At 73.7% G+C, this 23,305-nt stretch carries 21 protein-coding genes; 14 read left to right on the top strand and 7 right to left on the bottom strand.

Annotated elements, in window-relative coordinates:
• The first annotated feature begins 51 nt into the window (after window positions 1-51).
• A complete protein-coding gene (locus GFH29_RS15430) occupies window positions 52-2,175 on the top strand; it encodes an MMPL family transporter (RefSeq protein WP_153324685.1) in 2,124 nt (707 codons plus the stop codon).
• A gap of 78 nt (window positions 2,176-2,253) precedes the next feature.
• Here GFH29_RS15430 and GFH29_RS15425 read toward each other — a convergent pair whose 3' ends face one another.
• Entirely contained in the window at window positions 2,254-2,859 is a 606-nt protein-coding gene (locus GFH29_RS15425; protein WP_323368666.1) for an O-methyltransferase, read from the bottom strand.
• 301 nt (window positions 2,860-3,160) lie between these two features.
• On the opposite strand from GFH29_RS15425, the gene sigE reads away from it, so the two are divergent.
• From sigE to GFH29_RS15410, 3 genes are read left to right on the top strand one after another with little or no spacing between them, the layout of a single operon-like run.
• Window positions 3,161-3,799 (top strand): RNA polymerase sigma factor SigE, encoded by a 639-nt coding sequence (gene sigE / locus GFH29_RS15420; RefSeq protein WP_153324684.1) that lies wholly within the window; start codon window positions 3,161-3,163, stop codon window positions 3,797-3,799.
• A complete protein-coding gene (locus tag GFH29_RS15415) occupies window positions 3,796-4,281 on the top strand; it encodes a zf-HC2 domain-containing protein (RefSeq protein ID WP_153324683.1) in 486 nt (161 codons plus the stop codon). The genes sigE and GFH29_RS15415 overlap by 4 nt, the downstream gene beginning before the upstream one ends.
• Before the next feature lie 48 nt (window positions 4,282-4,329).
• Window positions 4,330-5,625 (top strand): S1C family serine protease, encoded by a 1,296-nt coding sequence (locus tag GFH29_RS15410; protein WP_153324682.1) that lies wholly within the window; start codon window positions 4,330-4,332, stop codon window positions 5,623-5,625.
• Between the two features lie 24 nt (window positions 5,626-5,649).
• On the opposite strand, the gene GFH29_RS15405 is transcribed toward GFH29_RS15410, so the two are convergent.
• Window positions 5,650-5,898, bottom strand: a complete 249-nt coding sequence (locus GFH29_RS15405; RefSeq protein ID WP_153324681.1) for a helix-turn-helix domain-containing protein — start codon at window positions 5,896-5,898, stop codon at window positions 5,650-5,652.
• A gap of 64 nt (window positions 5,899-5,962) precedes the next feature.
• Between GFH29_RS15405 and GFH29_RS15400 the strand changes: the two genes are divergently transcribed.
• Entirely contained in the window at window positions 5,963-6,661 is a 699-nt protein-coding gene (locus GFH29_RS15400; protein WP_153324680.1) for a hypothetical protein, read from the top strand.
• Window positions 6,658-7,929 carry an AAA family ATPase gene (locus GFH29_RS15395; protein WP_153324679.1) on the top strand — a complete coding sequence of 424 codons (1,272 nt, stop codon included), beginning with the start codon at window positions 6,658-6,660 and terminating at the stop codon, window positions 7,927-7,929. Before GFH29_RS15400 ends, GFH29_RS15395 begins: the two co-directional genes overlap by 4 nt.
• Here GFH29_RS15395 and GFH29_RS15390 read toward each other — a convergent pair.
• Entirely contained in the window at window positions 7,892-9,262 is a 1,371-nt protein-coding gene (locus GFH29_RS15390) for a hypothetical protein (protein ID WP_153324678.1), read from the bottom strand. The two genes, GFH29_RS15395 and GFH29_RS15390, sit on opposite strands and share 38 nt — an antisense overlap.
• Window position 9,263: 1 nt before the next feature.
• Window positions 9,264-9,629, bottom strand: a complete 366-nt coding sequence (locus tag GFH29_RS15385; RefSeq protein ID WP_153324677.1) for a hypothetical protein — start codon at window positions 9,627-9,629, stop codon at window positions 9,264-9,266.
• A 154-nt stretch (window positions 9,630-9,783) separates the two neighbouring features.
• Here GFH29_RS15385 and GFH29_RS15380 point away from each other — a divergent pair, with 154 nt between their 5' ends.
• The 3 genes from GFH29_RS15380 (at window position 9,784) to pruA (ending at window position 13,268) form a co-directional block, all read left to right on the top strand.
• Window positions 9,784-11,229 (top strand): WS/DGAT/MGAT family O-acyltransferase, encoded by a 1,446-nt coding sequence (locus GFH29_RS15380; protein ID WP_153324676.1) that lies wholly within the window; start codon window positions 9,784-9,786, stop codon window positions 11,227-11,229.
• On the top strand, window positions 11,226-11,570 hold the full coding sequence (locus tag GFH29_RS15375; RefSeq protein ID WP_153324675.1) for a DUF6912 family protein: 345 nt from the start codon (window positions 11,226-11,228) through the stop codon (window positions 11,568-11,570). The genes GFH29_RS15380 and GFH29_RS15375 overlap by 4 nt, the downstream gene beginning before the upstream one ends.
• A gap of 63 nt (window positions 11,571-11,633) precedes the next feature.
• The gene (gene pruA, locus GFH29_RS15370; protein ID WP_153324674.1) at window positions 11,634-13,268 is read left to right on the top strand and encodes an L-glutamate gamma-semialdehyde dehydrogenase; all 1,635 of its coding nucleotides are present in this window, start codon (window positions 11,634-11,636) and stop codon (window positions 13,266-13,268) included.
• Between the two features lie 5 nt (window positions 13,269-13,273).
• On the opposite strand, the gene GFH29_RS15365 is transcribed toward pruA, so the two are convergent.
• Window positions 13,274-13,762 carry a DUF2505 domain-containing protein gene (locus GFH29_RS15365; protein WP_194288959.1) on the bottom strand — a complete coding sequence of 163 codons (489 nt, stop codon included), beginning with the start codon at window positions 13,760-13,762 and terminating at the stop codon, window positions 13,274-13,276.
• 86 nt (window positions 13,763-13,848) lie between these two features.
• Between GFH29_RS15365 and GFH29_RS15360 the strand changes: the two genes are divergently transcribed.
• The 3 genes from GFH29_RS15360 to GFH29_RS15350 are packed head-to-tail and all read left to right on the top strand — an operon-like array spanning window position 13,849 to window position 20,401.
• Window positions 13,849-14,652, top strand: a complete 804-nt coding sequence (locus GFH29_RS15360) for a tryptophan 2,3-dioxygenase family protein (RefSeq protein ID WP_153324672.1) — start codon at window positions 13,849-13,851, stop codon at window positions 14,650-14,652.
• Between the two features lie 58 nt (window positions 14,653-14,710).
• Window positions 14,711-19,603 carry an NAD-glutamate dehydrogenase gene (locus tag GFH29_RS15355; protein WP_228387533.1) on the top strand — a complete coding sequence of 1,631 codons (4,893 nt, stop codon included), beginning with the start codon at window positions 14,711-14,713 and terminating at the stop codon, window positions 19,601-19,603.
• Between the two features lie 48 nt (window positions 19,604-19,651).
• Window positions 19,652-20,401, top strand: a complete 750-nt coding sequence (locus GFH29_RS15350; protein ID WP_153324671.1) for a dienelactone hydrolase family protein — start codon at window positions 19,652-19,654, stop codon at window positions 20,399-20,401.
• 83 nt (window positions 20,402-20,484) lie between these two features.
• Here the strand turns inward: GFH29_RS15350 and GFH29_RS15345 are convergent, their stop codons facing one another.
• Window positions 20,485-20,760 carry a hypothetical protein gene (locus GFH29_RS15345; RefSeq protein ID WP_153324670.1) on the bottom strand — a complete coding sequence of 92 codons (276 nt, stop codon included), beginning with the start codon at window positions 20,758-20,760 and terminating at the stop codon, window positions 20,485-20,487.
• Window positions 20,761-21,014: 254 nt separating this feature from the next.
• Between GFH29_RS15345 and GFH29_RS15340 the strand changes: the two genes are divergently transcribed.
• Window positions 21,015-21,539: a Dps family protein gene (locus tag GFH29_RS15340; protein WP_228387532.1), complete on the top strand. Its 525-nt coding sequence runs from the start codon at window positions 21,015-21,017 to the stop codon at window positions 21,537-21,539.
• 74 nt (window positions 21,540-21,613) lie between these two features.
• Here the strand turns inward: GFH29_RS15340 and GFH29_RS15335 are convergent, their stop codons facing one another.
• Entirely contained in the window at window positions 21,614-22,621 is a 1,008-nt protein-coding gene (locus GFH29_RS15335) for an ABC transporter permease (RefSeq protein WP_153324668.1), read from the bottom strand.
• A 119-nt stretch (window positions 22,622-22,740) separates the two neighbouring features.
• Here GFH29_RS15335 and GFH29_RS15330 point away from each other — a divergent pair, with 119 nt between their 5' ends.
• Window positions 22,741-23,301 (top strand): TetR family transcriptional regulator, encoded by a 561-nt coding sequence (locus GFH29_RS15330; RefSeq protein WP_153324667.1) that lies wholly within the window; start codon window positions 22,741-22,743, stop codon window positions 23,299-23,301.
• Window positions 23,302-23,305 lie beyond the last annotated feature (4 nt).

Below are 23,305 nucleotides of genomic sequence, written 5' to 3'. Positions count from 1 at the left end.
AGTTAGCGAACCATCAGGAATTGCGGCGAGAAGGATGCAGGGAGAGCGCTCATGGACAACACCGCGGCCCGTTCCGGGCAGCACGCGGGCGGTCGGCTGACGAGGCTGATCACCGGACGCCGCACCGCCTGGCTGGTGGCGCTGCTCCCGCTGGTGCTGGGGGTGCTGATGCTCGGTCTCGTGGGCGAGGGCGACCGCACCCGCTCTGACCTCGACGCGCTGCCCGCCGGGCAGGACAGCACCTATGCCACCGAGCTCCAGGAGCAGCTGCCCGACGAGGGCGCGAGCACCGCGGTCGTCGTCTTCAGCGCCGCCGGGGGCGGCCAGCTGGAGGACGCGGCCCTCGGTGAGCTCCGCGGCCTGGCCTCCGAGGTGAAGGCCGCGCCGGTCGGCCCCGACGGCCCGCTCCAGGTGTCCGAGGACGGCACCGCGGCCATCGCTGTGGTCCCGGTCAAGGCCGCGACCTCCGATGAGAACTCCGACGTGGTCGCCGACCTGCGCGACCAGCTCGCCCAGGGCGTCCCGGACGGGGTCGAGGAGGAGGTCACCGGCCCGGCGGCCGTGCGCGCCGACCTCGCAGAGGTCTTCGCCGGCGCCGACGTCCGCCTGCTGCTGTCCACGATCGGCATCGTCGCGATCCTGCTGGTGATCACCTATCGCAGCCCGGTGCTCTGGCTGGTGCCGATCATCGTGGTCGGCGTGGCCGACCGGGTCGCGGCGATCCTGGCCACCCAGGTGCTCGCGCGCCTCGACGTGGCCTGGGACGAGTCGACGGTGGGGATCTTGTCGGTGCTCGTCTTCGGCGCCGGCACCAACTACGCCCTGCTGCTGATCTCGCGCTACCGCGACGAGCTGCGCCGACGCGAGTCGCGCCACGAGGCGATGCGCGTCGCGCTGGGTCGTACGGCGCCGGCGGTGCTCGCCAGCGCCACGACGGTGGTGCTGGGCGTGCTGACGCTGCTGCTCTCGCTGACACCGACCACGCGCGGGCTGGGCCTGGCCAGCGCGATCGGCATCGTCGTGGCGGCCGTCGCCGCGCTGGTCGTGCTGCCCGCCGCCCTGGTGCTGTTCGGGCGGTGGATCTTCTGGCCGAAGGTGCCGCACGTGGGTGAGGCCTCGCTGGTCGACAGCACCACCTCGGTCTGGGCCCGGATCGGGCACCAGGTCTCGCGCCGGCCCGCGGCGTTCGTCGTCGCCTCGCTGGTGTTCCTGGCGATCCTCGCGACAGGTGTCTTCGGCCTGCGCTCCGGGCTGGACACCGAGGACCAGTTCCTCGACGAGCCCGAGGCGATCACCGCGCTCCAGCGGGTCAGCGAGTCCTTCCCCGCCGGCGTGATCGACCCGGCGCGGGTGGTCACCGGCGATGAGGACACCCGCGGCGTGCTGCGCACGATCGCCGACACCGAGGGGGTCAGCGGCGCGCGGATCACCGAGGAGGGCGGCGGCGTGGCCCAGATCGACGCGGTCCTGGCCGGCGACCCCGGCTCGCAGGAGGTCCGCGACGGCATCGAGCGGCTGCGCGACCGGCTCGCGGACTACGACGACACCCACGTCACCGGCACCGAGGCCCAGGCGGTCGACGAGAACACCGGCGCCGTGCGGGACCGGATGGTGATCCTGCCGCTGATCCTGGTGCTCGTGCTGGGCGCGCTGCTGGCGCTCCTGCGCGCCCCCGTCGCCGCGGTGCTGCTGGTGCTCACGGTGCTGGCGACGTACGTCGCTGCGCTCGGCGCCTCGTGGTGGCTGTTCACCGGTCCGCTGGGCTTCGACGCCCTGGACAACAGCACCCCGCTGCTGTCGTTCCTGTTCCTGGTGGCGCTCGGCGTGGACTACAACATCTTCCTCGTCACCCGAGCACGCGAGGAGGCACGCACCCACGGCCCACGCCGCGGCATGCTCCGGGCCCTGACCGCGACCGGCGGGGTGATCACCAGCGCGGGCATCGTGCTGGCAGCGGTCTTCGCCGTGCTCGGCGTGCTGCCGCTGGTGGTGCTGGCCCAGATCGGCACGGTCATCTGCATCGGCGTCCTGCTCGACACCCTGCTGGTCCGCACGGTCCTGGTGCCGGCCCTGGCCCTGCTGCTCGGCGACAGGTTCTGGTGGCCCACGCGCTTCGAGGTCTCCGGGCCCGCGGCGGACGGCGCCGAGGCCCCGGAGCCGGCGAACGCACGCTGAGGACGTGACGGAAGACGCGGACGGGCTCGGACCAGCAGGTCCGAGCCCGTCGCGGCGAGCGGTGGGGGAGCCCCGACCTCAGTGGGTCTCGGGGTTCCACTCCTTCTTCGCGAGCAGCAGCCCGTCGCCGACGGGGAGCAGCAGGGAGACGAGCTCGTCGTGAGCGGCGATCTCCTTGCCGAGCTCGCGGATGGCGACGGTCTCCTCGTCGCGCTGGGCCGGGTCGGCGACCCGGTCGTGCCACAGGGCGTTGTCGAAGGCCACCACGCCGCCGGGGCGCAGCAGGCGCATCGCCTCGGCGAGGTAGGCGGAGTACTCGGTCTTGTCGCCGTCGCAGAAGACCAGGTCGTAGTGGCCGTCGGTGAGGCGCGGCAGCACGTCGAGGGCCGAGCCGGAGATGGTCCGGGCCCGGTTGGTCGGGATCCCGGCCTCGGTGAAGGACTGGCGCGCGAGGCGCTGGTGCTCGGTCTCGATGTCGACGGTCGTCAGCACGCCGTCGGCACGCATTCCGCGCAGCAGCCAGAGCCCGGACACGCCGGTGCCGGTGCCGACCTCGACGACCGCACGGGCCTCCAGGACGGAGGCCAGGAAGCGCAGCGCGGCGCCGCTGCCCGAACCGATCGGGACGACTCCGACCTCGGCGGCGCGGGCCCGCGCCGCGGCGAGGACCTCGTCCTCGGGCACGTAGGTCTCGGCATGAGCCCAGCTCGATGCCTGGACGGGCTTCGTCGGCGGGTTGGTGGTGATGTCGGCCTCCTGGGTACGTCGCCGGCCCGGATCGCGGGCAGGTCGCGGACGTGCATGCTCACCGTACCGGGCGCGAGGCCGGTGCGGCTCGGGGGAACACCGCCTCCGTGTCGTTCGTTCTGCAGCACGAGAGCCGGTCAGGTTCCTCTCAGGCAGCACCCCTAGCGTGAGGAAGGTCAGAGCGCCAGTGCGGACGAGGTACGCGACGCCGACCGAGTCGCGCGGCGAAGGAGCAGGGATGGACAGCCACCGAGACCAGGACGCCGTCCCCTCCGCCGAGGTGCCCACCTGGGACGAGGTCGTCGAGCGCCACTCCGATCGGGTCTATCGCCTCGCCTACCGGCTGACCGGCGACCGGCACGACGCCGAGGACCTCACCCAGGAGGTGTTCGTCCGGGTCTTCCGCTCGCTGTCGAGCTACACCCCGGGCACCTTCGAGGGCTGGCTGCACCGGATCACCACCAACCTCTTCCTCGACCAGGCCCGCCGCAAGCAGCGGATCCGGTTCGACGCGCTGTCCGACGCCCGCGCGGACCGGCTCACCAGCACCTCGCTGCCCCCGGAGGCCGCCTACACCGAGCAGCGCTTCGACGACGACGTCGAGGCCGCGCTCGCCACGCTGCCCCCGGACTTCCGTGCCGCCGTCGTGCTGTGCGACGTCGAGGGACTCGCCTACGAGGAGATCGCCGACATCCTCGGCGCGAAGCTCGGCACCGTCCGCTCCCGCATCCACCGCGGGCGCGCGATGCTGCGCACCGCGCTCGCGCACCGGGCGCCGGCGGCGGGGCGCACCCGCTACTCCGGCCCGACGCCCGACGTGCTCGAGCCGGCCGACAGTGCCACGAACCGGTTGCTCGGACGGGGGAGGGCACAGTGATCGGCCACCTCGGGACCCGCGTCAGCGCCCTGCTCGACGGTCAGCTGCCGGAGGCCGAGGCCGAGCGCGCCTGGGCCCACGTGCACCAGTGCCACAGCTGCCGGGACCTGGTGGAGCGCGAGGGCTGGGTCAAGACCCGCCTCGCCGGCCTGGCCATGGGGCAGGCCCACGCACCGGACGGGCTGAAGGGCTCGCTGCGCGGCGCGTGTGCCGGGATGCACCCGGACGCACGGCTCGGCGTACCTCCCGGGGACGCCTATCTCGCCCTGGCCACCGCCGCCTCCCGCCGGCCCCGCCGCGGGACCGTCGCGGCCGTCGGTGGCGGCGCGGTCGGCGCCGCGGTGCTGGGCGTGCTCGTGCTCGGGTCCAGCCAGTCCTCCGCCCCGCCGGTCGACCGCCCGCCGGCGCCTGCCTCGGTCAACCACGTCACCCCGACACAGGGACCCTCGCCCCTGTTCGGGCCGGTGCCCCACCGTCCCTGACACCCGGCCGCGGTGCCGTGATTTCGGGGTGCGGGTGATGATGGCGGAGTGAACGACCACGACGAGCCCGCGCCCCGGCCCGCTTCCGGCGAGGGCGAGCCGACCCAGCCGATCGTCCCGACGGCCGCGGCGCCGACCTGGACGCCGCCCGCCGGACCGCGGCCGACGGCACCGCCGCCGTGGGTGGGCTACGGCGCGGCGCCGACGGCTCCCCAGCCGGCCCAGCCGGCGCACCGGCGTGCCCGGCCCAGCGGCTGGATGTGGCCGGCGGTCACCGTGCTCGCGCTCGCCGTGGGCCTGCTCGGCGGGTACGGCGGCGCCGTGCTGCACGAGGAGCTGGCCGAGCGCGAGCCCGGCGTCGTGAGCGCCGGCCTCGCCGGGGTCGACCTCATGGAGCTGCCGCCGCTGGACGGCGACGACGGCTCGGTCGCCGCGGTCGCCCAGGAGCTGCTGCCCAGCACCGTGCAGATCCTCGCGGAGGTCGACGGCGAGGGCGGCGGCGCCACCGGGTCCGGCTTCGTGCTCGACAAGCAGGGGCACATCGTCACCAACAACCACGTCGTGGCCGAGGCCGGCCGCGGCGACGACGCGATCACGATCGTCGACCAGGACGGCAACCGCTACTCCGCGGAGATCGTGGGGCGCAGCCCGGTCTACGACCTCGCGGTGCTGTACGCCGCCGACGCCGAGGGCCTGACCCCCGCCGCGCTGGGCGCCTCGCAGGCGCTGCGGGTGGGGGAGACGGTCGTCGCCATCGGATCGCCGCTCGGGCTGAGCTCGACGGTCACCGCGGGCATCGTCAGCGCCCTCCAGCGTCCGGTCACCACCGGCGACTCGGCGAACGACTCCTCCTACATCAACGCCGTGCAGACCGACGCGGCGATCAACCCCGGCAACTCCGGTGGCCCGCTGGTCAACCTGCGCGGCCAGGTGGTCGGCGTGAACTCCGCGATCGCCACCACCGGCGGCACGCTGCTGGGCAACGAGTCCGGCAACATCGGGGTGGGCTTCGCGATCCCGATCGAGCAGGTCCGCATCACCGCCGACCAGATCCTGCGCACCGGCGAGGCGCGCTACCCCGTGATCGGGGCAAAGGTCCAGACCGGTCGCCAGGAGGGCGCGGGCGCCGAGATCGACTCGGTGATGGCCGGGAGCCCGGCCGAGGACAGCGGCCTGGAGGCCGGTGACCTGGTGGTGGCGATCGACGGGGAGCGGGTGAGCGACGGCATCGCGCTGATCGTGGCGATCCGGACCCACCAGCCGGGGGAGACCGTGGAGTTCACCGTCGTGCGCGAGGGCCAGGAGCGCCTGGTCGAGGTCGAGCTCGACTCCGAGGTCGGCTGACCCGGTCGAGCGCGCCGATCCCGCTCAGGGACGGGGATCTGCGCTCGGCTCGGCCTCCACGAACGGGTGCTCGTCGACGAACGTGCGGGTCTCGGCGTACATCCGCTCGATGAACTCCTCGAGCTGGGCGGACTCCACGCGCCACTGCCCGCGTCCGCCGATCTTGATGGCGGGCAGCTCGCCGCGACGCACGAGGGCATAGACCTGCGCCGCGGAGGTGTTGAGCACCTCGGCCACGTCGGCGAGGGTGAGGAAGCGGGGCGTGCCGGCCATGGCCACATCGTCGCACCCGGGTCCCCCTGCTGGCAGCACCCCGGTCGGTCCTGTGGAGGACCAGGTGTCCGCAACAGCCGTGCTGGGCATGATGGGCGCCGTGTCGAGAGCACCCGGTCAGGTCGCCGCGTCCGCCGTCCCGGCGGCCACGCGCACGCGCCGTCCGGGGTGGCGCGACCCGCGCATGTGGGCAGGGGTGGCGCTCGTCGCGGTGTCGGTGGTCCTGGGCTCGCGGCTCCTCGCCGCGGCCGACGACCGGGTGCCGGTCTGGGCCGTGTCGGAGGACCTCGGCGCCGGTGACGTCCTCACCGCTGCCGACCTGGTCGCCCACGAGGTCGGTTTTGCCGACGAGGCCGACCTCGAGGGGTACTTCACCGCCGACGAGGAGATCCCCGCGGACCTGCGGCTGCTGCGCGCGGTCGGGGCCGGTGAGCTGCTGCCGCGCTCGGCGGTGGGCCCCGCGGCCGACGCCGGCACCGTCCAGGTGCCGGTGGCCGTCGACCAGGTCCCGCCGGCCGTCGGACCGGGGTCGACCGTGGATGTCTATCTCGTCGCGGGCGCGGGGGTCGACCCCGCGACCCTGGCCGCCGGGCCGGCGCTCGACGACGTGGCGGTCGTCGAGGTGCCGGCGCCCGACGAGGCCTACGGCGTCAGCGGCCGGCGCCAGCTGGTGCTCGCCGTCGAGGAGTCCGACGTGGCCGCGTTCTTCGACAGGCTCGGACGCAGCGGCGATGCCGTCGTCACCGTGACCCTGGGTCGGTGAGCGTGCGCGCCCCCGTCGTCGTCCTGGTGGTCGCGGCGGGTGCGGCCTGGGAGTCCCGGGCGATGACGCTGCTGGGGGAGACCACCGGCGTGGTGGTGCTGAAGCGGTGCGTGGACGTCGACGACCTGCTCGCCGTTGCCTCCGCGGGGCAGGCCGACGTCGCGGTGGTCGGGCTCGACGCCCCCGGCCTCGACGGGCCGGCGATCGAGCACCTGCGGGCCCACGGCGTACGCGCGGTGGCGGTCGCGGCGCGCACGACTCCTGCGGACGCCGCGCGCCTGCACGCCGTCCGGCTGGGGATCGCCTCGGTGCTCGGCGAGGACGGGCTGGAGGACCTGCCCGGCGCCGTCCTGGCGGCCCGCGAGCAGCCCCCGACGCAGCCGGCGGCCGAGGACCTGCCGGACGACCGCGGGGACGCCGCCGCGGGCTCGGCCCCCGGGCGCCCGGGTCGCATCGTCGCGGTGTGGGGCCCCGCCGGCGCCCCGGGGCGCTCGACGGTCGCGGTGGGCCTGGCCGCCGAGCTGGCTCGCCGGGGACTGCGCACGGTGCTGGTCGACGCCGACCCGCAGGCCGCGAGCATCTCCCAACAGCTCGGCATCCTCGATGAGGTCTCCGGGCTGCTGGCCGCCGCCCGGCTGGCCGCGGCGGGACAGCTCGCCGACCGCTTCGCCACCGTCCAGCGCTCGATCGGCGCGGACCTGTCGGTCATCACCGGGCTCCCGCGCCCGGACCGGTGGACCGAGGTCCGGCCGGGCGCGCTCGAGGTGCTCCTCGACGTCGCTCGCGCCGCCGGGCAGGTCGTCGTGGACACCGGGGCCAGCCTGGAGAGCGATCCGCTGGCCGACGTCGGACCGCGCCCGGCGCGCCACCAGCTCACGCTCGCCGCGCTGGAGTCGGCCGACGAGGTGGTGGTGGTCGGCGCCCCCGATCCCGTGGGGCTGGCCAGGCTGGCGCGCGCGCTGGTGGAGCTGCGCGAGAACGGCGTGACCGCGCCGCTGCGGGTGGTGCTCAACCGGATGCGCCCGACGCTGGGATGGTCCGAGCGCGAGGTCGCGTCGATGGTGGCGGGCTTCGTGCCTCTCGCCGGGCTGCACTTCCTGCCCGAGGACCGGGCCGCGACCGACCGGGCACTGCTCACCGGCCGCACGTTCCTCGACGGTGGGGACTCCGCGCTGACCCGCGGCGTCGGCGCCCTCGCCGACGCCCTGCTCGGGGCGCCGGCGAGGAGCGTCAGGACGCGAAGAGCAGGTAGAGCCCGCCGGCGGTGAAGGCGACCATCGCGAACAGCAGCGGCAGCTGGCCGGTGAGCTGGTGGCGCGGCGGCAGCAGCCGGACCGCGCGGTCGTGCGCGGAGATCACGCCGAGCACGTGGCCGATGACCACGGCGACGACCTTGAGGTTGGCGATGAACGTCGGGTGATCGGCCAGGCCGTAGTTCACCTTCCAGTCGCCGGTGCCGAAGAGGTTGCTGCCGTTGCTGAGCGGGTCGCTGGCCTGGATCAGGGTCAGCTGGCCCATCTCCACCAGGTAGGTGAAGTAGTGGGCCACGATGTAGCCCACGATGATCGGCACGATCGAGTGCGCGAACTGGTTCGGCAGCCGGCGGCGTACCGCCCAGCGGCCGCGCGCACCACCTTCGGGGTCCGACAGCACCCCGGTCGCCATCGTCGCGACCACGAAGATCAGCCCCACGAGCAGCACCATGGCCAGCAGGCCGAAGGTGCCGATCCACTCGCCGAGCCACGGGGTGGTCGTGATCGTCTCGTTGTTCTGGATGAACTTCAGCCAGTACGTGCTCTCCCGGAACGAGTCGTAGCCGGTGCTGCCGAACAGCACCGACACGACCGCCACCAGGCCCGGGCCGACCTCGGCAGAGTCGAGGTTGGACAGCGGGGTGCGCACCACCAGCTGCCCGTCGCGCACCGCCCAGATCGACATCTTCGCCACCAGGGTGGAGTAGACCTCGAAGGGGTCGGCCTTCTCATAGAAGGTGTTGCCGAACAGTGCGCCGCCGATGAGCATGATCGCGACGTACGCCGCGCACCACAGCCGCACCGGACCGAGCTCGGTGGAGTAGACGTAGGCGAGCTCCAGCCACACGAACGCGAACAGGCCCAGCGCGGCCGGCCAGTAGCCGAGCCGGGCGGGGTAGTCGAACAGGCCGCGGTCGGGGTCCGACCCGGTAGCCCGGGCCACGAGCAGGTTGATGGTGCGGACCGGGCTGATCGCCTTCCAGACCGGGCCGAGGAAGAACGAGGCGGGCACCAGGCCCACCCACCACCAGACGTAGAAGATCCCGAAGATCGGGTTGGTCAGGAGGTTCTCACCGAAGAGCGCGGCGACGGCGGCGAACACGAACAGCGCCATGCCGAGCACCCGCGCGGCGACGCGGAACGGCGTCGAGAGGACGATCCGGCCCAGCCGCGGGACCGGCCGGCCGCTGCGGGGGCCGTCGAAGCGCGGCGTACGCCACGCCACGGCGAGGACCGTGAAGGAGAGCACCAGCGCCGCCACCGCGCCGGCGATCGCCAGCTCGGGGGAGATCGGCAGGTCCTTGGCCCCGCCGATGCCGTGCGCCAGTGTCAGCCCGTCGGCGGGCACCTCAGCGGATCTCGAGCAGGACGACCACGACGTCGGGGTCGTGGGTCTCCACCTCGATCTGGCCCGGGGACTCGTCGAGGGGGAGCTCCAGGGTGCTCACGCCCTTGTTGTAGGGGAGGGTCTGTCCCTCGCCGTCGGTGTGCACGTGCAGCTCGCCGGCCTTGTCGGCGTCGATCAGGAACTCCACGTCCTGGCCCTGCTCGAGCCGGACGCGCTCGCCGTTCGGGGTGACGGTGCCGTCCTGGATGGTGACCTCGATGACCTGCGGGGCCGCGTCGCCCGTGGGCGAGTCGCTGTCGTCCTCCCCGCAGGCGGCGAAGAACAGGCAGGTGGCGAGGACCGCAGGGATCGCGATCGAACGGCGCATGGGGGACACTTCCTCATCCTCTTCACGGTGGGGTGCGGGCGTCTGCACGTGTCGGACGGCTGCTGCGCCGTCCGGGGCGCGACGTCTGTCAGAATCCCATGCGGAGCAAGTGGGGGGCCTGGCGGCCCGGACCGGCGAGGGAAGGGCGTGGCGGATGAGCGAGCGACTGCGCCCACGAGACCTGGCGCTGCTGGCGGAGGAGACCCCGGCGACGCCGATGCACAACGCGACGGTCGAGATCTTCGAGCCCGGCGAGCGCGGGTTCGACCACGAGTGCCTGCGCGAGCTGATCTCCGAGCGGATCTCGTTCGTCCCGCGCTATCGCCAGCGCCTGCAGTCGGTGCCCGGTCGGCTGGCCAACCCGGTGTGGGTCGACGACCCCCACTTCGACCTGGAGTTCCACGTGCGGCGCTCGGCGCTGCCCCGCCCCGGCAGCGCCGACCAGCTGCGCGAGCTGGTCGCGCGGATCGTGTCGCGACCCCTCGACCGCAACCGGCCGCTGTGGGAGGTCTACTTCATCGAGGGCCTCAGCGAGGGCCACGTCGCGCTGCTCTACAAGTCCCACCAGGTGCTGGTGGACGGGGTGGACACCGTCGAGCTGGGCCAGGTGCTGCTCGACACCTCCCCGGAGCCCAAGGAGCTCGGCGCCGACCCGTGGCGCCCGGACCGCGGCCCCTCGCCCACCTCCCTGGTCGTCGGCGCCCTGCGCGACCACCTGCGTGACCGCACCACTCTGCTCGACACCGCCCGCAGCCGCGCCGAGGAGGTCCTGCGCGGCGCCGACGAGTCCGCCCACCGGGTCGCCCGGGTCGCCACCGGCCTCTCGGGCCGGCCGCCGGAGCGGGTCACCCCGCTCAGCGGCCCGCTGTCCCAGCAGCGCCGCGTGGTCGGCGTGGCCCGCCCGCTGGAGGACCACCGGCGCATCCGCACCGCGCACGGCGGCACCGTCAACGACGTCGTGCTGGCCAGCGTCGCTGGCGGCCTGCGGGCCTGGCTGATGAACCGCGCGGAGTCGCTTGCCGGCCTGCGCAAGGTGCGCGCGGTCGTGCCGGTCTCGGTCATCGACGAGGAGCTCGAGGCGACCTCGCTCGGCTCGCAGATCGCCGCCCACGAGGTCGACCTGCCCGTCGGCGAGCCGAGCCCCGTGGTCCGCCTGCACCAGGTCTCCTACTCCTTCAAGCTCCACCAGGAGACCGGCCGCGCGGTCGCGGCCGACCGGCTCGCCGGCATCGCCGGCTTCGCGCCGGCGACCTTCCACGCCATCGGCGCCCGGGTCGCGGCCGCCCAGCGGCGCCGCGGCTTCCACCTCACCGTCACCAACGTGCCCGGCCCGCAGACCCCGCTCTACGCCGCAGGGTCCCGGATGGTCGCGACCTACCCCGTCCCGTCGCTGCTGCCGGGCCAGACGGTCGCGATCGGCGTCACGTCGTACGACGGGCAGGTCTACTACGGCATCACCGCCGACCGCGACCTGGTCCCGGACGCCGACGTGCTCGCCCAGAGCATCGGCGAGGCGCTCGACGAGCTGCTCGACACCGTGACCGGCGGGCGGCCGAAGGCGCCGCGCGGGCGGCGGCGCACCAAGGAGAAGCAGTCATGAGCACCCGGGTCTACGTCCCCACCACCCTCGAGGGACTGGCCGCGCACGTCGCCGCCGGTGAGGTGCCGGCCGGTGAGGACCGGTTCGTCGCCCCCGACGAGACCGAGGAGGGCGAGTACGCCGCGCTCACCGAGGCCGCCCTCGCCTCCGCCGAGCTGCTGGGCGCACCCGGGCGGCGCGTGGTGCTGGTCGCGGAGGTCGCCGACCCCGACGCGGCCGTGCCGCTGCGCGACCTGGTCGCCGTCCACGTCGACATCGACGCCGAGCCCGACCCCGACGACGACCTGGCCTGGTTCGCCACCCAGGAGATCCCGCAGCTGCTCGACGGCTCCGCCTTCTAAAGCGGCCGCGGCCGCCGGGGCGAAACCCTTGGAGGGCCGCGGACCGGGTGAGAGAGTCGGCCCATGGACGCCCTCACGACGCCGCCCACCCCCGTCAACGAGCCGATCCTGACCTACGCGCCCGGCAGCGCGGAGCGCGCGGCGCTGCGCACCGAGTTCGAGCACCTGTCGGCCGGCGCCCGCGACCTGCCCGCCCACATCGGCGGCCGCTGGGTGTCCGGCGGGGGTGAGGAGATCCCCGTCGTGCAGCCGCACGACCACGCCCACGTGCTGGGCGTGACGCGCGCGAGCACCCACGACGACGCGCGTGCGGCGCTGGAGGCCGCCCGGGCCGCGGCGCCGGGCTGGCGGGCGATGCCGGCCGACGAGCGCGGCGCGGTCCTGCTCCGGGCGGCCGAGCTGCTGGCCGGGCCGTGGCGCCAGCGCCTCAACGCCGCCACGATGCTCGGGCAGTCCAAGACGGTGGCGCAGGCCGAGATCGACAGCGCCTGCGAGCTCATCGACTTCTGGCGCTTCAACGTCCACTACGCCGCCCAGATCCTCGCCGAGCAGCCGATCGCCAACAGCCCCGGCGTGTGGAACCGCACCGACCACCGCCCGCTCGAGGGGGTCGTCTATGCGATCACGCCGTTCAACTTCACCGCGATCGCCGGCAACCTGCCCACCGCGCCCGCGCTGATGGGCAACACCGTGATCTGGAAGCCGTCGCCGACCCAGCAGCTCGCTGCCTCGCTGACGATGGAGCTCCTCGAGGAGGCCGGGCTGCCGCCCGGGGTGATCAACATGCTGCCCGGCGACGGGGTGGCGGTCTCCGAGGTGGTGCTGGGCGACCCCGACCTGGCCGGCATCCACTTCACCGGCTCGACGCCGACCTTCCAGCACCTGTGGCGCACGGTCGGGGAGAACATCGCCTCCTACCGCGCCTACCCCCGCCTGGTCGGCGAGACCGGCGGCAAGGACTTCATCCTCGCCCACCCCTCCGCGGACCCCGACGCGCTGCGCACCGCGCTGGTCCGCGGCGCCTTCGAGTACCAGGGCCAAAAGTGCTCCGCCGCGTCACGTGCGTACGTCGCCCGCTCGGTGTGGGACCGCATCCGCGACGACCTCGTGGCCGAGGTGGAGAGTCTCAGCATGGGCGACGTGCGCGACCTGTCGCACTTCATGGGCGCGGTGATCGACGCCCGCGCGTTCGCCAAGCACGAGACCGCGATCGCGCGCGCCCGAGCCAGCGACTCCCTGCGGGTGCTCGCCGGCGGCCAGTGCGACGACTCGGTCGGGTGGTTCGTGCGCCCCACGGTGGTCGAGGGCGGCGACCCGACCGACGAGATGTTCCGCACCGAGTACTTCGGCCCGATCCTGGCCGTCCACGTCTACGACGACGCCGACTTCGAGACGGTCGTGGACCAGATGGAGTCCTTCGCGCCGTACGCGCTCACCGGGGCGGTGGTGGCCCGCGACCGGCGCGCGATCGCCTGGGCGAGCGAGCGGCTGCGCTTCGCCGCCGGCAACTTCTACGTCAACGACAAGCCGACCGGCGCGGTCGTGGGCCAGCAGCCCTTCGGCGGTGGGCGGGCGTCGGGCACGAACGACAAGGCCGGCGCCGCGAGCAACCTGCTGCGCTGGACCTCGCCGCGCTCGATCAAGGAGACCTTCGTGCCCCCGACCGACTACCGCTACCCGCACATGGAGGGCGACTGACCCGCTCAGGCGGCGCGGGCGAGGCGCTCGCGCCCGACGGTGTTCTCCACCGTCAGCGCCTTGGCCAGCATCTCGCCGACCAGCTTCTCGATCTTGCCGGCCACCAGCGGGATCCGGACCCGGACGTCGAGCTCGACCTGCTGGGTGGTGACGCCGCCGGACTCGCTCAGCACGATGCTGCCGGTGATCTCACCGGGCTTGCCCGGGATCGTGACCTCGACGTCCGCGCGCTCGGGTGCGGCCCAGGTCTCGACCTGCACGATCCGGATCGTGTCGCCAACGATCTTGGTCGCGAACGACGGCAGCCCGCTCGCGGACTGCACCTGCTCGATGGTGATCCGGTGCCCGGTGGGCAGCGGCTCGAGGGTCGAGGTGGAGCTGAGGACCTTGCAGCGTGCGCACACCTCCTCGCGGAAGGCGGGGTCGAGCAGCATCGAGCGGACGTCGGCCAGCGGCGCGTCGTAGGTCAGGGTGTGGCTCACACGGGTGCCCATGGGCTCCAGCTCCTTCACGGTGGTGCGGGTCGAGCGCGATCGTGCCATGCGTCGCGATCGCGGCCCGCGCGGGCTACCGTGCCCGGATGGACGCCGATCCGCGCGAGCCGTTCGTCTCCTTCGGCGAGCAGGGCGCGCAGCTGACCTACGGCAGCTACCTGCGCCTGCCGCAGCTCCTGGACGCCCAGCACCTGGAGTCCGACCCGCCGGCGCACGACGAGCTGCTGTTCATCACCATCCACCAGGTCTACGAGCTGTGGTTCAAGCAGCTGCTGCACGAGCTCGGCGCCGCCCGCGACGCGATGAGCGACGGGCGGGTGTGGTGGGCGCGGCACCTGTTGCAGCGGGTGCACGTGATCGAGCGGGTGCTGGTGCAGCAGATCGACGTGCTGGAGACGATGACCCCGCAGGACTTCTTGGAGTTCCGCCAGCGGCTGGCGCCGGCCAGCGGCTTCCAGTCCGTGCAGTTCCGCGAGCTGGAGTTCCTCTCCGGCGCCCAGGACCCCGGCTACCTCGAGCGCTTCCGCGGACTGACGAGCGAGGAGGAGGAGCGGCTGGCCCGACGGCTCGCGGAGCCGACCCTGTGGGACGCCTTCCTCGACGTGCTGCGCGCCCAGGGGCTCGCCGCCGCCACCGAGGAGGAGGTGAGCGTCTCGCTGCGCACGGCGTACCGCGACCGGGAGGGGTACGCCGAGGTCTGGTCGCTGGCCGAGGCGCTGCTGCAGCACGACGAGCTGGCGGCGGCCTGGCGGGCCCGGCACGTGGTGATGGTCGAGCGGATGATCGGGGCGCGCTCCGGCACCGGCGGGTCCAGCGGCGCGGGCTACCTGCGCGGGCGGGTGCCGCTGCAGTACTACCCGCTGCTGTGGGAGCTGCGCTCGACGCTCTGAGCGGCCGCGTCGGCGAGGAGAGTTGGCTCGGTCACACCCGCGGCCTAGGGTCAGGGGCGTGTCAGTGTCGACGCAGGTGGTCCAGAAGTCCGAGCTGGTCGAGCAGGCTGCGCAGGTGGCGCGCGGCAGCCGGGGGAGCGGTGGCCCGCCCCCCGACGAGATCGACGCGCTGCTGGCGAACTACTACCGCCACGTGGCGCCCGAGGACATGCTCGGGCGCGCCGCCGTGGACGTGTACGGCGCGCTGGCCAGCCACTACCGCCTGGCGAAGGCCCGCCCGCAGGGCACCGCCGCGGTGCGGGTGGTGACCCCGACCCTGGCCGAGGACGGCTGGGCCGCGGCCGGCCACTCCGTGGTCGAGGTGGTCGTCGACGACATGCCGTTCCTCGTCGACTCCCTGACCATGGAGCTCTCGCGCCAGCAGCGCGAGGTGCACGTGGTGATCCACCCGCAGTTCGACGTGGTCCGCGACATCACCGGGGAGCTGGTCTCCCTCGGCCCGGTGCGCGACGGGGCTCGGGTCCCGGAGAGCGGGGTGGTGCGCGAGTCCTGGATGCACATCGAGGTCAGCCGGATCGCCGAGGGCGGTGACGTCGAGGAGGTCGTCGAGCGGGTCCAGGCGGTGCTGCGCGACGTCCGCGACGCCACCGAGGACTGGTCGCGCACCCGCGGCCGGATGCTGGAGATCGTCGCCGAGCTCGGCTCCGAGCCGCCCGCCGGCCTGGACCCGGAGGAGGTCCGCCAGAGCCGCGAGCTGCTGCGCTGGCTCGCCGACGACCACTTCACCTACCTCGGCTACCGCGAGTACGAGCTGTGCCGCGACGGCGGGCAGGACCGGCTGCGCGCAGTCCCCGGCACCGGCCTGGGCATCCTGCGCCCCGACCCGGACATGTCGCCCGAGGCCGGGGTGCTGCCGCCGCGGGTGCGGGCCAAGGCCCGCGAGAAGACCCTGCTGGTGCTCGCCAAGGCCAACTCCCGCGCCACCGTGCACCGCCCGGCGTACCTCGACTACGTCGGCGTGAAGGTGTTCGACGCCGCGGGGGAGGTCGTGGGCGAGCGCCGGTTCCTGGGTCTGCTGTCCAGCTCGGCGTACGCCGAGTCGCTGGTGCGGATCCCGCTGCTGCGCGAGCGGGCCGCCGCGGTGCTGCGCCGCAGCGGCTTCGACCCGCGCAGCTATGCCGGTCGGGCGCTGATGGACACCTTGGAGACCTATCCGCGCGACGAGCTGCTGCACACCAGCATCGATGAGCTCGCGCCGCTGGCCGAGGCCGCGATGCACGCCCGGGAGCGCCGGGCGGTGCGGGTGCTCACCCGCACCGACACCTACGGCCGCTACGTCTCGGTGCTCGTCTACCTCCCGCGCGACCGCTACAACACCACGGTGCGGGAGCGGTTCGCCCGGATCCTGCGCGACCAGCTCGGCGCGGTGTCGACGGAGTTCACCGTCGGGATCAACCAGTCCACGACCGCGCGGGTGCACTTCGTCGTGCACCTGCCCGAGGGCACCGAGCCGCCCGAGATCGACACCGCCGACCTCGAGCGGCGTCTCGCCGAGGCCTCGCGGTCGTGGCGCGACGACTTCCTCGGCGCGGTCATCAGCGAGTACGGCGAGGAGGTCGGCGCCCGCCTCGGCCGCCGTTTCGCCGACGCCTGGCCGGAGGCCTACAAGGAGGACTTCTCCCCGCGCAGCGGCGCGGTCGACGCCGCCCGCCTGGAGGCGATCCCGGGCGAGGAGGGCATCGACCTGGCCCTGCACCAGACCCCCGACGCCGACCGCGGCGAGATGCGGCTCAAGCTCTACCGGGTCGGACCGCCGCTCTCGCTGTCGCGGGTGCTGCCGATGCTGTCCTCGATGGGCGTGGAGGTGATCGACGAGCGGCCCTACGAGCTCGAGGGCCAGGACCGGCGCTTCGTGGTCTACGACTTCGGCCTGCGCCACGACGGCGAGCTGCCGGCCCACGGCCACGAGCTGTTCCAGGACGCGGTCCGCGCCTCGTGGGAGGGCTTCAACGAGACCGACGGGTTCAACGCGCTGGTGCTCGGCGCCGGGCTCACCTGGCGTCAGGCCACCTTGCTGCGCGCCTACGCCAAGTACATGCGCCAGGGCGGATCGCCGTTCGCGCTCTCCACGATCCAGCAGGCGCTGGTCGCCAACAGCGACATCACCCGGCTGCTGGTGCGCCTCTTCGAGGCCCGCTTCGACCCCGCCTCCGGGCTGGAGCCGGAGGCCGAGGACCGGGTCGCGCTCGTCGACGACCTCGAGCAGCAGATCGCCGCCGCGCTGGACGCGGTGGTGAGCCTGGACCACGACCGGGTGCTGCGCTCCTACCTGACCCACGTGCGCGCCACGCTGCGGACCAACTACTTCCGCCCCCTGGACGACGACCCGGACCGCGGCCCGCGCCCCTACATCTCCCTCAAGCTCGAGCCCGCCGCGATCCCGGAGCTGCCCGAGCCGCGCCCGTCGTATGAGATCTTCGTGTACTCCCCGCGGGTGGAGGGCGTGCACCTGCGCTTCGGCGCGGTGGCCCGCGGCGGGCTGCGCTGGTCGGACCGGCGCGACGACTTCCGCACCGAGGTGCTCGGGCTGGTCAAGGCGCAGATGGTGAAGAACACCGTGATCGTGCCGGTCGGGGCGAAGGGCGGGTTCTACGCCAAGCAGCTGCCGGCGCCCGGGGACCGTGAGGCCTGGTTGGCCGAGGGGCAGGCCTGCTACCGCACCTTCATCTGCGGGCTGCTCGACGTGACCGACAACCGGGTGGACGCCAAGACGGTGCCGCCGCCGCACGTCGTACGCCACGACGGCGACGACAGCTACCTGGTGGTGGCCGCCGACAAGGGCACGGCGACCTTCTCCGACCTCGCCAACGCGGTCGCCGCCGACTACGACTTCTGGCTCGGTGACGCGTTCGCCTCCGGCGGGTCGGTGGGCTATGACCACAAGGCGATGGGCATCACCGCGCGCGGCGCCTGGGTCTCGGTGCAGCGCCACTTCCGCGAGCGCGGCATCGACTGCCAGCGCGAGGACTTCACAGCGGTCGGCATCGGCGACATGAGCGGCGACGTCTTCGGCAACGGCATGCTCTGCTCCGAGCACACCCGGCTGGTCGCGGCCTTCGACCACCGCGACATCTTCCTCGACCCGACGCCCGACGCGGCCGCGTCGTACGCCGAGCGGCGCCGGCTCTTCGAGCTGCCGCGCAGCAGCTGGCAGGACTACGACCGCGGCCTGATCTCCGAGGGCGGCGCGGTGGTGTCCCGCTCGGCCAAGAAGGTCGAGATCACCCCGCAGGTGCGCGCCGCGCTGGGCCTGGGCGACGACGTGGAGACGATGACACCTGCCGAGCTGATGCGCGCGATCCTGTGCGCGCCGGTCGACCTGCTGTGGAACGGCGGCATCGGCACCTACGTCAAGGGCTCCGCGGAGAGCCACGCCGACGCCGGGGACAAGTCCAACGACGCGATCCGCGTCGACGGCCGCGAGGTCCGTGCGGCCTGTGTCGGCGAGGGCGGCAACCTGGGCCTCACCCAGGCCGGCCGGGTCGAGTACGCCCGCGAGGGCGGCACCGGCACGGGCGGGCGGATCAACACCGACTTCATCGACAACTCCGCCGGCGTGGACACCTCCGACCACGAGGTGAACCTCAAGATCCTGCTCGACCGGGTGGTGCGCGGCGGCGACCTGACCACCAAGCAGCGCAACACGCTGCTGGCCGAGATGACCGACGAGGTCGCCGCGCTGGTGCTGCACGACAACGCCGAGCAGAACCTCGCCCTGGCCAACTCCGCCCACCACGCGCCGTCGATGCTGCACGTGCACGAGGACTGGATCCGCCAGCTCGAGCGCCGCGGCGTGCTCAACCGGGAGCTGGAGGGGCTGCCGAGCCGCCGCGAGGTCGCCGCCCGCCTGGACCGTGGGGAGGGGCTCACCGTGCCCGAGCTGTCGGTGGTGATGGCCTGGACCAAGATCGTGCTGGCCGACGAGCTGCTCGCCACCGACCTGCCCGAGGACCCCTACCTGGCCCGCGAGCTGTCGAGCTACTTCCCGCGGGCGGTGCGCGAGGGCTTCCCCGAGGAGGTGCAGGTCCACCCGCTGCGCCGCGAGATCATCGTGACCCAGGTCGTCAACGACCTGGTCAACGGCGCCGGGACCACGTTCTGGCCGCGGCTGGCGGGGGAGACCACTGCCTCCGCCGCGGAGCTGACGCTGGCCAACTTCGTGGCCCGGGAGATGTTCGGCTCCCTGGAGCTGCGCCGCGAGATCGCTGCCTACGACAACCGCATCGACGCCGCCCTGCAGACCCGGATGCGCCTGGAGATGCGCACGCTCGTCGAGCGCGCCTCGCGCTGGCTGGTCACCACCCGGCGCGGACCGCTGGACAGCATCGGCACCGTCGAGCGCTTCCGGGGCCCGGTGCAGGCGGTGCTCGCGCGGCTGCCGGAGCTGATGGTCGGGCGCGAGCTCGCGGCGTACCACGCCCGGCTGGAGCGGCTGGTCGACGACGGGGTGCCCGAGGAGCTCGCCACCCGGGTCGCGGTGCTGGCGCCGGCCTCGATGCTGCTCGGCGCGATCGACGTCGCCGACCGCGAGGGCCTGGATCCCGCCGAGGTGGTGCGGGTGCACTTCACCCTGGGCGAGCGGCTCGGCCTGCCGGGGCTGGTGCACCGGATCTCCTCGCTGCCACGCGCGGACCGGTGGCAGACGATGGCGCGCGCCGCCCTGCGCGAGGACCTGTACGCCGTGCACACCGAGCTCACCGCGCGGGTGCTCGAGGTCTCCTCGCCCGAGGAGTCCGCGGCGGCCCGGGTCGCGACCTGGGAGGAGGCCGACCCGGCGGCGATCAGCCGCGCGGCCGAGACCCTCGCCGACATCTGCGCCGACGACCAGACCGACCTGGCGCGGGTCTCGGTGGGGCTGCGGGTGGTGCGGGGGCTGCTGGCGTCCGGCTGAGGGCGGTGCGCCGAGGGGCGGTGCGGTGGCTCACTAGGCTTGCCGGCCATGGGACGCACCATCGAGATCGCGACGCCCGCGGGCGACGCCGAGGCCTACCTGACCGGTGACGACGGCTCCGGACGACCGGGGGTGCTGTTCTACGTCGACGCGATCGGGTTGCGCCCGCGCATCGAGGAGATGGCCGACCGGATCGCCTCGTGGGGCTACGTCGTGCTGGCTCCGCACGTCTTCCACCGTGAGGGACGCGCCGCCGAGCTCGCCCCGACCACTGACCTGCGGGTCCCGGGCAACCGCGAGGCGTTCTTCGCCACGGCGATGCCGCGGGTGCGCCGGCTGACCCCGGAGCTCTCCGACGCCGACGTGCCGGCCTGGCTGGCGACGCTGGGCGCGCACGCGCGTGGGCCGTTCGGGGTCACCGGCTACTGCATGGGCGCCCGGCTCGCGGTCCGCACCGCCGGGCTGCGCCCCGACGAGGTGGCCGCGGTGGGCGGGTTCCACGGTGGCGGGCTGGTCACCGACGCCCCCGACAGCCCCCACCTCTCGCTCGCGCGGGCGCGCGCCGAGTTCGTCTTCGGGCACGCGGCCGAGGACGCCTCGATGCCGCCCGAGGCGGTCGCCGCGCTCGGTGAGGCCCTCGAGGCCGCCGGCCTGCGCCACCGCAACGAGGTCTACCCCGCCCCGCACGGCTACACGATGTCCGACTCCGCGGCGTACGACGAGGCCGCCACCGAGCGCCACTTCGCCGCGCTGCGCGAGCTGTTCGGGCGGGTGCTGGTGGCCGGGAACCAGCTGTAACGCGGGGTTATTGCCGCTGCACAGGCCGTATGCGACGGGTGCAGCGGCAATAACCCCGCGTTACATGGGGCGGGCGGGCGCCCTCAGGGCGCCGGCCACTGCGAGGTGCCGGTGGGCTCCTCCGGGGGCGGGGAGGTCGTGGCGACCTCCTGGGCGGGGTCGTACTCGGGGACCTCGTCGACGACGATCTCCGGGCCGCGGCCGTCCGGGCCCTCCTCGCGGTTCTCCTGCTCCTCCGGGGAGCGCTCCACGCGCTCGACGGCGTCGGCGGTGGAGATGTCCTCCTGATCAGGCACGCCCTCGAGGTCGACGGGGCGGTCGCTGCCGGTGTGGCCGGGTCGGTTGGTCTCGGGATGCATGCCGCCCGGTACCCGGGTCGGCGGGCGGGTGCACGTATCGGCGCAATTGCTGGGAAAAGCACCGGTCCGGGGCCGGGGGAGGTGTTTTTCCCAGCAATTGCGCGGTTGTGCGCGCCACCCCCGCCACCAGCCCGCCGCCGCGCCACCATCCCGACAGACGGCGCGGCGGTCTGGTCGAGCCGTTTGTGCCGAATGGGCCACGGGTACCGCGAGGTATGGCTACCACGTCGAAGCTCCAGTACACCGTCCCCGGGATGAGCGCCAAGGATGCCAAGCGCACGGTCGCTCTCCTCCAGGATCGCCTCCACGCCTGCAACGACCTGCACCTGACGCTGAAGCATGTGCACTGGAACGTCGTGGGCCCGCACTTCATCGCGGTGCACGAGATGATCGACCCGCAGGTCGAGGCCGTCCGCGGCTTCGCCGACGACCTCGCCGAGCGCATCGCCACCCTCGGTGGCTCGCCGATGGGCACGCCGGGCTCGATCGTCAAGGAGCGCTCGTGGGATGAGTACTCGATCGGGCGGGCCACGACCCAGGAGCACCTCGGTGCCCTCGACCTCGTCTACCAGGGTGTGATCAAGAGCTACCGCGAGGGCATCGGCGAGCTCGGCGAGCTCGACCCGGTCACCGAGGACATGTTCGTCAGCCAGACCGAGCAGCTGGAGCTGTTCCACTGGTTCATCCGTGCCCACCTCGAGGACAAGGGCGGCAACCTCTCCACCGCCGGCGCCGAGACCGAGGTCGACGCGGCGAAGGCAGCTGCTGCCGGTTCCTGACCCTCGCAGACCAGCTCTGCGTACGACGCGGCCGCGCACCATCTCCACGGGTGCGCGGCCGCGTCATGTCCGGCTCAGGCGGCGCGAAGGGGATGACGCCGGCTGCCCACGGCGTACAGCACGAGCCCGACGACCACCCAGGTGAGGAGGGTCAGGGCCGGGACCAGCGCGCCGGCACCGCCGAAGTACGCCGCGGACCGCACGAGCGCACCGGCCGCGCCCGGGGGCAGGAGCTGGCCGACGGTGCCGAGGCCGGCGGGCAGCCACGCGCCGGTGGTCGCCATGCCGGCGAGCGGGTTGCCCAGGAACATCATCGTCATCGCGCCGACCGTGAAGCCCTTGGCGCCCAGCAGCTGCTTGAGCCCCGCCAGGGGGAGGGCGAGAGCGGCGATGCCCAGCGCCATGGCGCCGGCGACCGGCCAGAAGCCCGTCTCGATGCTGCCGAACCAGAAGCGCAGCACGCCGGCCACCAGGAGCCCGCCGACGCCGGCGAACACGGTCAGCCCGGCCAGCCGCCAGCGGTTGCTGCGGGGGAAGAGGCTGCCGAACGCGACCACCGGCACGATGCCGCCGAAGACCAGGGGGAAGGCGAGACCGCCGATCCCGAGCCCGGTCGGGTCCTCGTCGGGCAGGGGCACCACGTCGGTGACGCGCACCTCGCTGCCGGTGGCCGCACCCACGGCCTCGGCGGCACCGCTGAGCGCGCCGGAGATCGCGGAGGAGCCCGCGCTGGCCACGACGGCCTCGAGCGCACCGGGGCTCACCACGAGGCCTCCGACGACCTCGCGGTCCCGCACCGCCTCGGCGAGCTGCTCAGCGGTGTCGAAGCGCGCGACGTCGTAGGCCCCGGGCGCCGCCGTCTCCAGTGCCTCCTCGACGCGGGAGCTCGCCGCGCTGTCGCCGACGAGGCCGACCGGCAGGTCGCGCGGGCCGCTCTCGAGCGAGGGCAGGATGAACAGCGCGAGCAGCACGACCAGGATCGCGCCGAGGCCCGCGCTCATGCCGATCAGGCGGACGAGCGGCGGTGGCGTCGGTCGGCCGCTCGGCGCGTCGGTGCTGTCGGTCCGGGCGGTCTGCGTCATCGGGCTCCTCGTCCTGCCAACCGGAGGATATGTCTCCGGTTATTATCTGGAGAACTTTCCTCCGCTACGCTGCCGAAGTCAACCCGGGGCCGCGCCCCACCACGACGAGGAGGGTGCACGTGCGAGCCGATGCAGCCAGACGGCGGGCGGCGATCGTGCATGCCGGGCGCACCCTGTTCGCCGAGCGGGGCAGCGACGTGGCCCTCGACGCCGTGGCCGACGCGGCGGGGGTGGGGATCGCGACGCTCTACCGCAACTTCGACTCGCGGGCGGCGCTGCTCGACGAGGTCGCGCTGGCGATCCTCACCGACGTCGGTGTCGTGGTGGACGAGGCGCTGGCGGGCCTCGACGAGGGCGCCACCGCGGCGTGGGAGGGCTGCCTGCGCCGGCTCGTCGATCTCGACCTCGGTGCGCTGACGGCGGCGCTGGCCGACCACGTCGCCGGCGCGCTGTCGGACCGGGTCCGCGAGGCGCAGGACCGCACGCTCGCCCGCGTCGACGCGCTGCTGGTCGCGGCCCGCGAGCGGCACCTGGTGCGTGCCGACCTCAGCGCCCTCGAGCTGGTGGTCGCGATCGGCATGGTCACGCGACCCCAGCCCGAGGCCGTGCTGCGCGCGGCACCCGACCTCCAGCAGCGCCTGGCATCCATCCTGCTGGCCGGGCTGCGCCCCGAGGCCTGATCGC

Origin of the sequence: Nocardioides sp. dk884 (genome assembly GCF_009557055.1) — a bacterium.
Lineage (GTDB): Bacteria > Actinomycetota > Actinomycetes > Propionibacteriales > Nocardioidaceae > Nocardioides.
The sequence above is the reverse complement of the archived record's forward strand: the minus strand, read 5'-3'. Positions and strand labels throughout refer to the sequence as shown.